Annotated in this window: 13 protein-coding genes; 7 read left to right on the top strand and 6 right to left on the bottom strand. The window is 51.8% G+C overall.

Annotated features, from left to right (window positions below; all coding sequences use genetic code 11):
* Positions 1 to 61: 61 nt before the first annotated feature.
* Both clpB and leuB read right to left on the bottom strand, forming a co-directional pair.
* The gene (gene clpB / locus AWQ23_RS11715) at positions 62 to 2,656 is read right to left on the bottom strand and encodes an ATP-dependent chaperone ClpB (RefSeq protein ID WP_062435666.1); all 2,595 of its coding nucleotides are present in this window, start codon (positions 2,654 to 2,656) and stop codon (positions 62 to 64) included.
* 204 nt (positions 2,657 to 2,860) lie between these two features.
* Positions 2,861 to 3,946 (bottom strand): 3-isopropylmalate dehydrogenase, encoded by a 1,086-nt coding sequence (gene leuB, locus AWQ23_RS11720; protein ID WP_012307950.1) that lies wholly within the window; start codon positions 3,944 to 3,946, stop codon positions 2,861 to 2,863.
* A gap of 36 nt (positions 3,947 to 3,982) precedes the next feature.
* Between leuB and AWQ23_RS11725 the strand changes: the two genes are divergently transcribed.
* The 5 genes from AWQ23_RS11725 (at position 3,983) to AWQ23_RS11745 (ending at position 8,807) form a co-directional block, all read left to right on the top strand.
* Positions 3,983 to 4,252, top strand: a complete 270-nt coding sequence (locus AWQ23_RS11725) for a hypothetical protein (protein ID WP_198158652.1) — start codon at positions 3,983 to 3,985, stop codon at positions 4,250 to 4,252.
* Positions 4,253 to 4,258: 6 nt separating this feature from the next.
* Complete coding sequence (locus tag AWQ23_RS11730; protein ID WP_062435669.1) at positions 4,259 to 5,491, top strand: NAD(P)/FAD-dependent oxidoreductase; 1,233 nt, start codon at positions 4,259 to 4,261, stop codon at positions 5,489 to 5,491.
* A gap of 30 nt (positions 5,492 to 5,521) precedes the next feature.
* On the top strand, positions 5,522 to 7,006 hold the full coding sequence (locus AWQ23_RS11735) for a TldD/PmbA family protein (RefSeq protein ID WP_062435672.1): 1,485 nt from the start codon (positions 5,522 to 5,524) through the stop codon (positions 7,004 to 7,006).
* A gap of 191 nt (positions 7,007 to 7,197) precedes the next feature.
* Complete coding sequence (locus AWQ23_RS11740) at positions 7,198 to 7,977, top strand: pseudouridine synthase (RefSeq protein ID WP_012307953.1); 780 nt, start codon at positions 7,198 to 7,200, stop codon at positions 7,975 to 7,977.
* Positions 7,974 to 8,807 carry a RodZ domain-containing protein gene (locus AWQ23_RS11745; protein ID WP_045441842.1) on the top strand — a complete coding sequence of 278 codons (834 nt, stop codon included), beginning with the start codon at positions 7,974 to 7,976 and terminating at the stop codon, positions 8,805 to 8,807. The genes AWQ23_RS11740 and AWQ23_RS11745 overlap by 4 nt, the downstream gene beginning before the upstream one ends.
* Before the next feature lie 2 nt (positions 8,808 to 8,809).
* Here AWQ23_RS11745 and rsmI read toward each other — a convergent pair whose 3' ends face one another.
* The 3 genes from rsmI to AWQ23_RS11760 are packed head-to-tail and all read right to left on the bottom strand — an operon-like array spanning position 8,810 to position 11,720.
* Positions 8,810 to 9,655 (bottom strand): 16S rRNA (cytidine(1402)-2'-O)-methyltransferase, encoded by an 846-nt coding sequence (gene rsmI, locus AWQ23_RS11750; RefSeq protein ID WP_012307955.1) that lies wholly within the window; start codon positions 9,653 to 9,655, stop codon positions 8,810 to 8,812.
* 34 nt (positions 9,656 to 9,689) lie between these two features.
* A complete protein-coding gene (locus tag AWQ23_RS11755) occupies positions 9,690 to 10,793 on the bottom strand; it encodes an FAD-binding oxidoreductase (RefSeq protein ID WP_083500714.1) in 1,104 nt (367 codons plus the stop codon).
* 3 nt (positions 10,794 to 10,796) lie between these two features.
* Entirely contained in the window at positions 10,797 to 11,720 is a 924-nt protein-coding gene (locus AWQ23_RS11760; protein ID WP_062435675.1) for a class I SAM-dependent methyltransferase, read from the bottom strand.
* A gap of 7 nt (positions 11,721 to 11,727) precedes the next feature.
* On the opposite strand from AWQ23_RS11760, the gene AWQ23_RS16030 reads away from it, so the two are divergent.
* Positions 11,728 to 11,880, top strand: coding sequence for a hypothetical protein (locus AWQ23_RS16030; RefSeq protein ID WP_157072227.1), 153 nt, complete (start codon positions 11,728 to 11,730; stop codon positions 11,878 to 11,880).
* A 43-nt stretch (positions 11,881 to 11,923) separates the two neighbouring features.
* The gene (locus AWQ23_RS11765; protein WP_062435678.1) at positions 11,924 to 12,268 is read left to right on the top strand and encodes a DUF760 domain-containing protein; all 345 of its coding nucleotides are present in this window, start codon (positions 11,924 to 11,926) and stop codon (positions 12,266 to 12,268) included.
* Positions 12,269 to 12,376: 108 nt separating this feature from the next.
* Here the strand turns inward: AWQ23_RS11765 and AWQ23_RS11770 are convergent, their stop codons facing one another.
* Entirely contained in the window at positions 12,377 to 13,267 is an 891-nt protein-coding gene (locus AWQ23_RS11770) for a S1 RNA-binding domain-containing protein (protein WP_062435681.1), read from the bottom strand.
* Between the last annotated feature and the right edge of the window lie 56 nt (positions 13,268 to 13,323).

A 13,323-nucleotide genomic window follows, 5' to 3' on the forward strand; every position in this document is an offset into this window, starting at 1 on the left:
CTGTGTTAGAGGCTTAGAAGCTAACACAGGGTTTGTTGATGAAGATGAATTTCAAAGGCGTTTAAACACGAAAAGTCAAACGTTCATCTTTCACATCGACTGTAATGGCACTGCCTGCTTTAAATTCACCCTTGAGAATCCCTTTGGCGATCGCCGTTTCAACATATTTCTGGACGGCCCGCTTGAGGGGTCTCGCACCATAGACCGGGTTATAGCCCACCTCAGCAATGAAATCATAGGCTTCTGGGGTGAGTTGAATGCTGATCTTCTGTTCCGCGAGGCGTTCGGCAAGGCGATTCACCTGAAGTTGAACAATGGAGCGCAGTTGATCCTTTTGTAGACCATGGAAAATAATCAGTTCATCGATGCGGTTGAGAAATTCCGGCCGGAAGTTCGCATTCATCGCCTCCATTACCCGATTGCGCATTTCCTCATAACGGGCATCATCGCCGGCAATATCGAGGATAAATTGGGAACCAATATTACTGGTCATGATGATCACCGTGTTTTTAAAGTCCACTGTCCGCCCCTGGGAATCGGTCAAACGGCCATCATCCAGGATTTGCAGCATCACATTAAACACATCGGCATGGGCCTTTTCAATTTCATCAAAGAGAATCACCGAGTAGGGACGGCGGCGAATTGCTTCCGTTAACTGGCCCCCTTCTTCATAGCCCACATAGCCTGGAGGCGCTCCCATTAAACGGGAGACGGCGTGTTTCTCCATATATTCGGACATATCGATCCGCACCAGGGCTTCTTCGGTATCAAAGAGGAATTGGGCGAGGGCTTTGGCGAGTTCCGTTTTCCCGACCCCCGTCGGCCCCAGGAAAATAAAGCTAGCCGTAGGACGGTTCGGATCGGCGAGTCCGGCGCGCGATCGCTGGATCGCTTCGGCAACGGCGGTAACGGCTTCTTCTTGGCCGACAACCCGACGGTGGAGTTCTGCTTCGAGGTGGAGCAGCTTTTCTTTTTCCGATTCGATTAATTTACTAATCGGGATACCTGTCCATTTTGAAATGATTTCAGCGATATCCGACTCGATCACTTCTTCCCGTAGCAGAGATTCTCCGGTCACCTGTTGGGCCGCAAGATTACTCTCGATATCTTTGATTTTCTGTTGCAGTTTCGTCAACTTTCCGTAGCGCAACTCTGCCGCCTTATTGAGGTCATAATTGCGTTCGGCCTGTTGAATTTCTAGGTTGGTTTTATCGATTTCCTCCTTAAGAAAGCGAATTTTGTCGATAAATTCTTTTTCCGATTGCCACTGGGCGTTGAGTTGGGACTGCTCTTCCTTAAAATTGGCCAATTCTTTTTCCAGCTTGGCGAGTCGCTCGAGGGAAACTTCATCTTTTTCCTTTTGGATGGAGAGTTTTTCCATTTCCAACTGGAGAATTTTCCGGTCAATTTCATCCAGTTCTTCTGGCTTGGAGGTGATCTCCATCTTCAGTTTGGCAGCGGCTTCGTCCACCAGATCAATCGCCTTATCCGGTAAAAAGCGATCGCTAATGTAGCGGTTGGAGAGCATCGCGGCAGCAACGAGGGCTGTATCGGCGATTTTGACCCCGTGGTGCACTTCGTAGCGTTCCTTCAGACCCCGCAGAATCGAGATGGTATCGACCACATTGGGTTCGTTGACCATCACCGACTGGAAGCGCCGTTCCAAGGCCGCATCTTTTTCGATGTATTTACGGTATTCATCGAGGGTCGTCGCGCCAATACAACGCAGTTCCCCCCGGGCGAGCATGGGTTTGAGCAGGTTCCCGGCATCCATTGCCCCCTGGGTCGCTCCAGCGCCGACAACGGTGTGGATTTCGTCGATAAAGAGAATAATTTGCCCTTCGGAATCGGTGACTTCCTTTAAAACAGCTTTGAGGCGTTCTTCAAATTCGCCGCGGTATTTTGCCCCAGCAATGAGCGACCCCATATCCAAGGCGATCAGGGTGCGGTCTTTTAGGGATTCGGGGACATCGCGGTTAACGATCCGCTGGGCTAATCCTTCGGCGATCGCCGTTTTCCCGACCCCTGGTTCCCCGATCAAAACCGGATTATTTTTCGTGCGGCGGGAGAGAATTTGAATCGTGCGGCGAATTTCATCATCGCGACCAATGACCGGGTCTAGTTTGCCGTTGCGGGCGAGACTCGTTAAATCACGGCCATATTTTTCTAAGGATTCGTATTTCCCTTCCGGGTTTTGGTCGGTCACCTTTTGATTACCTCGAATTTGCGTAATGATCGTCTTTAATTTATTTTCTGTGAGGTCAAATTCTTTGTAGAGATTTTTGCCAAAACGGTCATCTTTGGCATAGCTCAAGATTAAATGTTCAACGGAAATAAAGTCATCCCCAAAGGATTTTCGGTGTTGATCGGCGCGGTCTAAAAGGAGGTCTAAACTCCGGCCTAAATAAACCGATTCGCTCGGTTGGGATATTTTCGGTTGCTGGGCAATAAAAGTCGCTGTGCGGTCTCGCAATTTAGCGAGGGGAATCTCCGCTTTGGTAAAAATACTTTTCGCGAGGCCGTCTTGCTCTAACAATGCCTGTAGCAGATGTTCAGATTCGATCTGCTGCTGCTGATTTTGTTTGGCAAGATCCGGCGTTTGGGCGATCGCCTGCCAGGCTTTTTCGGTAAATTGATTTGGGTTAGTGGGTTGCATAGGACAGAACAATAAATATTAAGATAAAGTCCCATCGCTTCTCCGAAAAGAAACCCTAGAACTTACCCATTTATTGTATTTTTGTCTGGAGAATTTGACAGTAGGGGAATCCGTCTCGAAAAGTTCAGGTTCCCCATGGCCAAAAAGTGTTTTCAAAAAAATAGCCCGCCGAATTTTTTTCAGCATCAACGCCCAGGATAAAATCTAAGCATTGAGGGCCGCCAAGAGTTTTTCGCCCATGCCTTTGCAACCCAGGAGAGTCATGCCCTCGGACATAATATCGCCGGTGCGGAAGCCTTGATCGAGTACCGTTTGTACCGCTTGTTCGATTTTGGCTGCTGCTTCTGGTTGGTCAAAAGAATAGCGCAACATCATCGCCGCACTGAGCACCATCGCCAAGGGATTCGCCTTATCCTGGCCAGCAATATCTGGCGCAGACCCATGGACTGGCTCGTAAACCCCAGGGCCATCCGCCCCCAAACTAGCCGAGGGCAACATCCCGATACTCCCCGTAAGCATGGCGGCCGCATCGGAAAGGATATCCCCAAACAGATTCCCCGTGACGATGGTGTCAAACTGCTTGGGGGCGCGGATGAGCTGCATGGCGGCATTATCTACATAGAGATGGGACAGTTCCACATCGGGATAATTTTCGGCCATCAAATTGAGGCGATCGCGCCATAGTTGCGACACATCCAGAACATTCGCCTTATCCACAGAACAGAGACGTTTACCCCGTTTTTGGGCAATGTCAAAGGCGACTTTCGCAATGCGATCCACTTCCGATTCGTCATAGACCATGGTGTTAAAGCCCCGTTTCTCGCCCGTTTCTAAAGTGACGCTGCCTTTGGGCTTCCCGAAATAAATACCGCCAGTAAGTTCCCGCACCACCATGATATCGACCCCTTCAACCACGTCCCGCTTCAGGGTAGAGGCATCAATGAGCTGGGGCAAAATCGTGGCCGGACGCAAATTTGCAAACAGACCCAGGCCCGCCCGCAAACCCAATAGACCCGTTTCTGGCCGTTGCGCCCGGGGCAGGTTATCCCATTTGTAGCCACCAATGGCCGCAAACAATACCGCATCGCTGGCTTTACAAGCATCTAGGGTCGCTTGGGGGAGGGGTTCCCCGGTGGCATCAATGGCCGCGCCCCCCATCAAAGCTTCGGTAAAAACAAACTCTAGATCAAATTGTTGGCCAATGGTTTTTAAAACGTCCACTGCCACGGCCAAAATCTCGGGGCCAATGCCATCGCCAGGGAGGAGGGTGATCCGGTATTGCTGGGTCATAGGAGGGTGTTGATCTAGATATTTTTGCAACTGTTTATGATAGCGGGTTTTGGGCGGCCCCAAGGGGCAAATGTTAAACTAGAGACGTTATTTGACCCGGTGTGTCGCCCTGTGAATCGCTCCAATTCTTCCGGTGTTCTCTACCTCTTTATTACTTGTCTCGTCTGCTTTTTATTGCTCTGGATTTTGCGGGGGTTTGGGGTGCCGCCCTTTACGCTACTGCCGGGGGGCATTATCAATATCATGTTGCTCCTGACGCTCCTTTCTGGGATCCTCTATGGGCTGGAGTGGACAAAGAATTACTAACAAACCATGGCAAGATTAATCGTCGTTGGGGGTGGTGCGGCGGGTTTTTTTGGGGCGATCGCCGCTGCCCGGACGAACCCAAAGTTAGAGGTGATTATCCTCGAAGCGGGTAAAACATTTCTCAGTAAAGTAAAAATCTCTGGGGGCGGCCGCTGTAATGTCACCCACCACTGCTTTGATCCCGTGGAATTAGTCAAGGCCTATCCGAGGGGCCAGCGGGAATTGCGGGGGGCCTTCAGTCAGTTTCAACCCCAGGACATGATTGCTTGGCTCAAGGCCGAAGGGGTCAAGCTCAAAACCGAAGCCGACGGACGAATGTTCCCGGTGACGGACGATTCCGAAACGATTATTCGCGCCTTTCTCGCAGCGGCAACTACGGCAAAGATTCAATGTCGCACCGGGGCTGTTGTGCAAAGCATTATTCAAGATGAAACAGGACAATTTCAGGTGAATCTCAAGGGGGGCGATCGCCTTTTTGCCGATTTTATTTTGTTGGCGACGGGGAGTCACCCTTCCGGGCATCGATTGGCCGCCACCTTGGGCCATAAAATTATTCCGCCGCAACCATCGTTATTTACCTTCCAGATCAATGATCCCCGACTTCAGGGGCTAGCTGGAGTGAGTGTGCCCAAGGCCATTGTGAGTATTAAGCTGGATGCCAAGAAAAAACTCGTGCAAACGGGGCCACTGCTAATCACCCATTGGGGCCTGAGTGGGCCAGCGGTTTTAAAACTCTCGGCTTGGGGGGCGCGCACATTAGCCGAACACCGTTACACAATGCTTCTCACAGTGAATTGGCTCCCGGACATCAATCCAGAAACCCTCCGTCAAGACATCCAAACTTTTAAAACTCAACATCCCAAAAAGAAAATTACGACCCTTGCTCCAGTAGACCTTCCCAAGCGCCTATGGCAAAGTTTGACCCAAGCTGCGGGGATCAGTCCTGATCAAAATTGGGCGGATCTGGCGAAAAAACAATTGAATATCCTCTGCCAAGAATTAACCCAGGGCCAATACAACATCCAAGGGAAAGGCATTTTCAAAGAAGAATTTGTCACCTGTGGCGGCGTTTCTCTGAAGGAAGTGAACTTCAAAACCCTCGAAAGTCGCCGTTGTCCTGGCCTCTTTTTCGCCGGGGAAGTGCTCGACATCGATGGGATTACGGGGGGCTTCAATTTCCAGAGTGCTTGGACGACCAGTTGGCTCGCGGGTCAGGCGATCGCCCAAAATATTCATTAAGATCACAACAACCTCATTCTTTTTTAAACCATGGTTCAAGCCGTGCCTCACCCCCAGCACATGACGTTTAGCGACCTCGCCCAGGCCGCCATTCAGCTAATCCGAAACCAGGGTTGTGAGTACGGCGAAATTCGTCTTTGTACCTATCGCAAGCAGCGACTCTGGGCCCAGGATCGTTCCCTCAAACGCCTCAGTGATAATGTGAGCGCTGGTTTTGGGGTGCGAGTCCTATGGCAGGGGGCCTGGGGATTTGCCGCGAGTCACCGGCGGACGACCGCAGAAATTGTGCGCGTTGTGCAGTTGGCCATTGATATTGCTAAAGGCAGTCGCCTCAGCCAACGGGAACCAATTCGCTTGGTGCCAGTGCCAGCCTACCGCGATCGCTACGAAACGCCGATTCAAATTGATCCCTTTGCGGTATCCCTCACGGAAAAGACAGACCTCCTCCTCGATTTAACGGATCGGTTCTTAGGCCATGATCCCCAGATTAAAAAAGCCTATGCCTATTTGAGCTTTACCCAAGAAGATAAAATTTTTGCGTCGACGGAAGGGTCGTTAATTGAACAACGGCTCTATCGCAGTGGCGCCGGGATGGGTTGTACGGCGGTGGCCAATGGAGACGCCCAGGGTCGCAAATACGAGCGATCGCCTTTGAACCTCGGCTACGAACACATCGAACCGGAAACCCTCCGGAACAATGTTGCGCGCGTCGCCCAGGAAGCTATTGAGAAAGTCCACGCCCCCGAAGCCCCCAGCGGTGAAACCACCTTGATCCTCAAGCCGAGTCATCTCTGGTTGCCGATCCATGAATCTGTCGGCCATCCCACGGAGCTAGACCGGGTCTATGGCTATGAGGCAAATTTTGCCGGGACGAGCTTCGCCACAACAAATCATCTCAATCAACTGCAATACGCAGCCCCTTGGGTCAATTTCAAGGCCGACCGCACCCAACCCGGTGGCCGCAGCACCACTGGCTATGATGACGAAGGAGTCAAGGCCCAGGAATGGTACGTGGTCAAAGATGGTATTTTGACGGATTATCTCACCGACCGGGAAACCGCCCATCGCCTTGGCCGCCCGGAGAGTAATGGCTGTGCCTTTGCCGATAGTTGGGCCAGTGTCCCCATGGTGCGGATTCCGAATTTGGGCCTCGAACCAGGGAAACCAGGGGGCGATCGCACAGCAACCCTCGCGGCAATGATCGCCGATACCAAAGATGGTTATCTCATCGACGGGGATGATACTTTTTCCATTGACCAGCAACGGCGGAATTTCCAGTTTGGCGGCAATGGCGTCTGGCGGATTAAAAATGGCCAGCTTCAAGGCATGGTCAAAAATCTCACCTACCAGAGCATGACCACAGAATTTTGGAATAAAGTCGAGGCGATCGCCCCGGCCTCAGAATTAGAACAGCGCGGCACCGATATGTGCGGCAAAGGCGAACCGATGCAGATTGCCCAAATGACCCACGCCTGCGTCCCCATCCGGGTGGGGAACATCACCATTGGTCGTTAAGCCGACGAAATTACACCGGATGTCGTGGGTAAACGATCAAGGTCAGCCCACGCTTTGGCTTACTTTTGTCAAGGAATTTCGACATCCGCCTTTGATTTTAGGTATTTATGCGGGGAAACAACACCTGCTAAGATTTGTAAAATATGACTTGCAATTTTCCTGGCTTTTTAGAAACCAGCACTCCATAATCTATGGCTGAAAGGGTGCAAAAAATTCTCGCCCGTTGGGGCATTGCGTCACGGCGGGGCGCAGAAAAACTCATTCTCGCTGGACGGGTGACCCTCAATGGCAAACCTGTTCAATTGGGTGATCAAGCCGATCCAGAAGGCGATCGCCTTTGTGTTGACGGTAAACCCCTCAAGGCAACCGAACGCCCGCGACATTACTATTACCTGATCCACAAACCCAAGGGGGTGGTTTCCACCTGCGCTGATCCCAAGGGACGATCGACGGTTTTAGATTTGTTGCCGCCTCCGCTCCGACAGGGAAAGGGAATCCATCCCATCGGCCGCCTCGATGCCCAATCGACAGGGGCGTTGCTGCTGACCAATGACGGTAATTTCACCCTGGCCCTGACCCACCCCCGCTACCACATTCCCAAAACCTATCGCGTTTGGCTCAAGGGGAAAGTGCCAGAGCATGTCCTCGACCAGTGGCGTCAGGGGGTAATGTTGGGCGATCGCCGTACCTTGCCCACCCAAATTCATCTCAAAACCATTACCCAAGATAAAACCTGTATTGATATCATGCTTACCGAAGGGCGCAACCGCCAGATCCGTCGGGTCGCTGAACAGCTCGGTTTTCCTGTGGTAAAACTCCATCGTCTCGCCATTGGTAACCTACACTTGGGCGATCTGCAACGGGGCCAAGCCCGTCCCCTAACGAAAGCGGAGATCAAACAGCTCCGATCCCAATATAATTCTAATTTCCCATTCCATTCATCCGCCCCAGTCCGGGAGTACCAAGCATGAAGGAGACAGCGATCCATTCCCCCATCCCCCAGCAAGAATACCTCGCCCAAATTGGTGTCCAGTTGCAGCAACAACGCCTCGCCAAAGACTGGTCCCTCGCCTTTGTGTCCCGTAAAACGAACATTCGTCGGGCACTCCTTGAAAATATTGAAGCGGGTCGCCTAGAGCAACTCCCAGAACCGGTTTATCTCCAAGGTCTCCTGCGTTGCTATGCGGAATGTCTTGGCCTCGATGGAACGGCGATCGCCCAGGAATTTCCCCAAGCCGAAACCCAGAACCGTTGGCACATTCCCCGCTGGAGCCAATTTATTTACCATTTCCAGTTGCGGCCGAGTCATCTGTACCTTGCCTATTTGTTGATCATTGTTGCCACGGTGCAATCCCTGGGCAACATCGTCCGTAACCAAAACCCCAGTCTGACGCCCCAACTTGATCCAGCTCTCCTGGAGAGCACAACCCCAGCCCGCCAGGAACGTAACACAGCCCAGACCACAGCACTATCCCCGTCAGTCACCGCCCCGATCGACTCCAACAACAATGGGGCAGATGTACCAGAGTCCGTGGTGGTGGATATTCGCGCCCAGGAAATGGCCTGGATGCGCGTCGAAATCGATGGTCAAACGGCCTTTGAAGGCACCCTCGCCAAGGGCACCCAAAAACAATGGATCGCCGATGAAAGTGTGCGCGTCCGTTCCGGCAATGCAGGGGCCGTTTATATCACCATCAACAACCAGCAACCCCACCGTTTAGGGGAACCCGGTGCTGTCGAAGAATTTACTTACCAGGCTAAAGCAGACAACAACAAGCCCAAAACCCAAGCGTCTTCCTAGAATTAACCCTCTAGCTCTGTGCTGAGTTGGTAAATGTGGCGGCGGGATAAATTCAGCTGTTGGGCGAGGGTGCGACTGGCCCCAGAACGACTCATGCCCTGTTGCATTAACGCCTGAAGTTGGGCCAAAATTTCAGCATCGGTCAGTGCCTCGTGGTCAGTTTGTGGGCTTGCTCCGGCCAAGATCAAGGTGAATTCTCCCTTGGGGTTGTGCTGTTGGTAATGGGTGAGGGCGGTTTCGAGGGGGCCGCGCCAAAATTCTTCATGGAGTTTTGTCAGTTCCCTGGCACAGACAAGGGGGCGATCGCCTTCAAAATGTTCCAGCAAATCCGTTAAGGTTTTTACCAATCGGTGGGGCGCTTCGTAGAAAATCAGGGTGCGGGGTTCTTGGGATAACTCCGTTAGTAACTGATGGCGATCCTTCTTTTTCGGGGGTAAAAAACCTTCAAAGACAAATTTTTCCGGTGATAATCCAGAGGCAATTAAGCCCGTGAGTCCGGCACTAACCCCAGGAATGGGCACCACCGTAATTTCTGTATCGATCGCACTGGCGACCAATTCAAAGCCCGGATCGCTGATCCCCGGTAATCCGGCATCACTCACGAGGGCAATATTTAGCCCACTGCGTAATTTTTCGAGGAGTTGCGCCTGCCGTTGATGACGGTTGTGGTCGTGGTAGCTAATTTGGGGGGTGGCAATTTGAAAATGCTTGAGAAGTTTGCCGGTGTGTCGGGTGTCTTCGGCGGCGATCAGATCGACGTTTTTGAGGGTGGCGATCGCCCGGAAAGTCATGTCATCGAGATTGCCGATGGGGGTGCCCACCAAATAAAGGGTGCCGGAGGTCGTCATGGTTTACGTGAGAAAAATTAGGGACTGGGACAAACTAAAAAGGAATGGTTTCTGGGGCCAGGAGCCAATCGCGAATCGTTAGGGCCGTCGCTGGGGCCAGGAGGACGCCATTGCGGTAGTGGCCTGTGGCCAGGAGGATATTGTCGTAACCCGCTAACCCTTTGAGAACGGGAGCACCTTGACCGTTGGGCCGGGGCCGTTTCCCTGACCAATGCCGGAGAATTTCTGCATTTTTTAAAAGCGGATAGAAGGCGATCGCCTTTTGGAGCACTTGATCAGCGAGGGTGATGTCTGGAGTGATTCCACCTGTTTCAGAAGGAAATTCCACCGTCGCCCCCACCCAATATTCCCCTTGGCCCAGGGGTACCACATGGATATCTTCAAAGCTAACCACGGGTTGAAAAGGGGTTTGCGGTTCAAGATTTTTTGGCACGCGCAGGTGAAAAGCTTGCCCCAACACTGGCCCCAGGGACAGGCTTTCGCTTAGATGTTTCGTAATTTCCAGGGAACCCAGACCCGCTGAGACAATGAGCCAATCGCAAGGATAGCTGTTTTGATCTGTGCTGATTTTTTGACAATGTTGATCTGTGATCTCCAACCTGGGTTGGGAAATGCCAAAGTGGCAGTGCGCACCATTCCGTTGGGCGACGGCTAGTAGGGCTTCGGTGAAGGGGACGGGCTGCACCTGAAAATCCTGGGGCGAAAAAATGCCGCCAGCGGCTTCCTTGGCTTGGAGGTGGGGACAATGTTGTTGGATGATTTCTTGATCCCAGATTGCCAACTGCCAACCCGATGCTTGGCGCAATTCCCGGAGGCGATCGCCTTTTTCTAGTTCTTCTGGTTCCCGCAATAATTGCAAAATGCCGTGGGGATTGTGGGGTACTGGCTGACCTGCGACGGCGAGTTCTTTTAAAAGCTCAGGAAAGCGTTCCATACTGCGGCGGCGTAATGTCCAGGCGCGTCCCTTCGTTTTGCGACTGATGATCCCCATCAGCACCCCCAAGGCAGCCCCCGTCGAGCCCCTGGCGGGTTGGGCTGTGTCCAAAACCGTAATCTCGAACTGATCCAGTTGACTCAACTCATAGGCGATCGCCGCCCCAACAACCCCCGCCCCTAAAATCACAACCCGTTTCACCATCGCTTAATCCCTGACCTTGGCAATAACCGTGCGGTGACGGACGGTATTTTCTTGGATGAAGGGCGCTTCAAACCCAGCCCGCTGCAACTCCTCGGCCACATCGAGGCTGAAATATTGATCCAGATAGGGTTCTGTACTTTTGAGCAACGTCAAAATATAGGGGGGCATTTTTTTATAAACTTCCGCCTGGGGGTTCATGTCCATCAACGCGAAGTAACCGCCGGGCTTAAGGAGTCGTTTCGCTTCCCGGAAAATGGCGATCGCCGCTGTTTGGGGAAGCTCATGGAAAATCAAAGAACAGGAGACTAAATCAAACGATTGTCCAGGCAGGTTGGTATCCTCTCCAGGAGCATGGCACCAGGTAAAACGATCACCCAGGTTTGCAGTGCGATACTTAGCTACGGCCAGAAAATAGGGCGACAAATCTACTCCCGTCAATTGCGCTTGGGGGAAAACCTGCTGCAATGCTTCCGTACTCATGCCCACACTGCAACCAATATCGACAATTTTTTCAGGGGTAATATCAATGTTAAATTTCAAAATTTGGTGATAACTGTCCCGCAACAACGCATCCCCTTGGACGTTCGGTTCCCCAAACAAGGTTGAATGGACAGAATAGGCCGCCGACTCGACCTCTAGGGCCGGCTCCCAACCCAAATTTCCGGACTCATAGGCATGGAAGGAACGCAGGTAGTATTCGGGATAAGCTAAATCTGGATTTTCAACCGCCGCGAGATCTGCTTGCCAATCCCGTTGTTGCAAGGTCGCCACATTTTCCCGCCAGGGCACCCCTAACTTTTCGGCCCGTTGAATCATCATTGCCCTAGCACGGTTTTTCGCCAGGGCGGCGATTGGTCGGATCGCTAAAAGGCCGTTGACTAGCTTGACACGGAAATCAGTGGGTTGGCGAGGCGGGCTTACGGTCATCGTCGAAATGAATACAACAGGGTTTGTGGGCGTAATCTATTTTACAGGTGATCTTCCCTGGGGAATTTTTGGGGGCGATCGCCCTCGTGATTTACACCATTGGCCCCTAGCGCTCTCCCTAAGCTCTCCGGCTACCCACCATGTACAGTCTGATAAATAAAAGCTAAAGTGGGGGGTGAGCAGTAATATTTTCGGACTAAGGAATGATTTTTAACTCTGACTTCTTTTCCGCCGACGTTGACGAACAAGCCGCAAACAATTTAATGGAATACTTGCAACAGCAAAATCCGGACGTACTTGCACGGGTGGCCCAGTCCGCTAGCTCGGAGATAAAAGATATCATCGCCCACAATGTCAGAGGCTTAATCGGTGTCTTACCCCCAGATGATTTTCAAGTGAGCATTACCACCGACCGCGAAAATTTAGCAAATCTCCTGGCGTCCGCCATGATGACGGGTTATTTCCTCGGCCAGATGGAACAACGCATGAACCTAGAATCTAGCCTCGTTGAATCTGGCTCCCTCCATGCGGACTTGGATTTTGAATAGTCGCTGGCAAAATTTGCCCAAAAAAAAGATGGTCTAAAAAACCACCTCAAATAATCAAATTCTTTGATTCCGGTTAACAAGGGAAACTTTTCCCTTATTTTTTATGCCTTAAACCAGATTGAGTTTTTTGCGGGCTGCCTCTACCCGTTCCTCGGCATTGGTTTGTACTGTGTCAAACTGTTCAATCACTTCACCGGGAAATTTTTCGAGGGCCTGGAGGGAAAGGGAAATGCGATTATTGTTTTCTTCGATGTCCGTGATCAGCACCCGCACCGTTTGGCCGATACTAAAAAGGGCTTCGAGTTGGTCAACGGGCTTGGCGCTAATTTGACTGCGGTGGAGCAGCCCGGTCATGCCATCAAGTTCAATGAAAACGCCGTAGGGTTTAATGTTCACCACGGTGCCACTGACTAAAGCCCCAATCGACAGGCGACGCATCACTTCGGCTTGGGCGGCATAGCGCTGGGACAGAACCAATTTGCGACGCTCTTGGTCAAACTCCAGGAAGTTGACCGTCAGGAGTTGTCCCATCAGATTATCAATATTTTTATCGACTAGGTGGGAGTTGGGGATAAAGCCCCGCAGGCCTTGGACATCGCCAGTGACGCCGCCCCGATTGCTACCTGTGACCCGCATCTGGACGGAGTTGCCAGCTTCGGCGGCTTGGGCGAGATCTTCCCATACCCGCTGTTCGGCTAATTTGCGGCGGGACAGGGTGACTTGGCCTTCGGCATTTTGGCCCCGGACAATCAAAAATTCAACGGTTTCGCCCACGGGCAGAGCTGTATGGGCATCTGTTTCACCTGCCAGGAGTGCGTCCCGGAGGGGAGAAAACCCAGGTGATTTTCCACCAATATCCACGAGGACGCCATCGGATAGATGTTCAAAAATTTTCCCTGTGACCACTTGTCCCTGTTCGAAATGGTAGTCATGTTCAGTGAGGGCATGCTCAAAGTCGTCCATGGAAAAGGCGATCGCGGGATTAGGCTCTGCAGTCATTGTGAATAAATGTCTGATACGAAAAAAGTTTGGAATAGGCTTAATCCTATCGTACT

Origin of the sequence: Picosynechococcus sp. PCC 73109, assembly GCF_001521855.1 — a bacterium.
Lineage (GTDB): Bacteria > Cyanobacteriota > Cyanobacteriia > Cyanobacteriales > MRBY01 > MRBY01.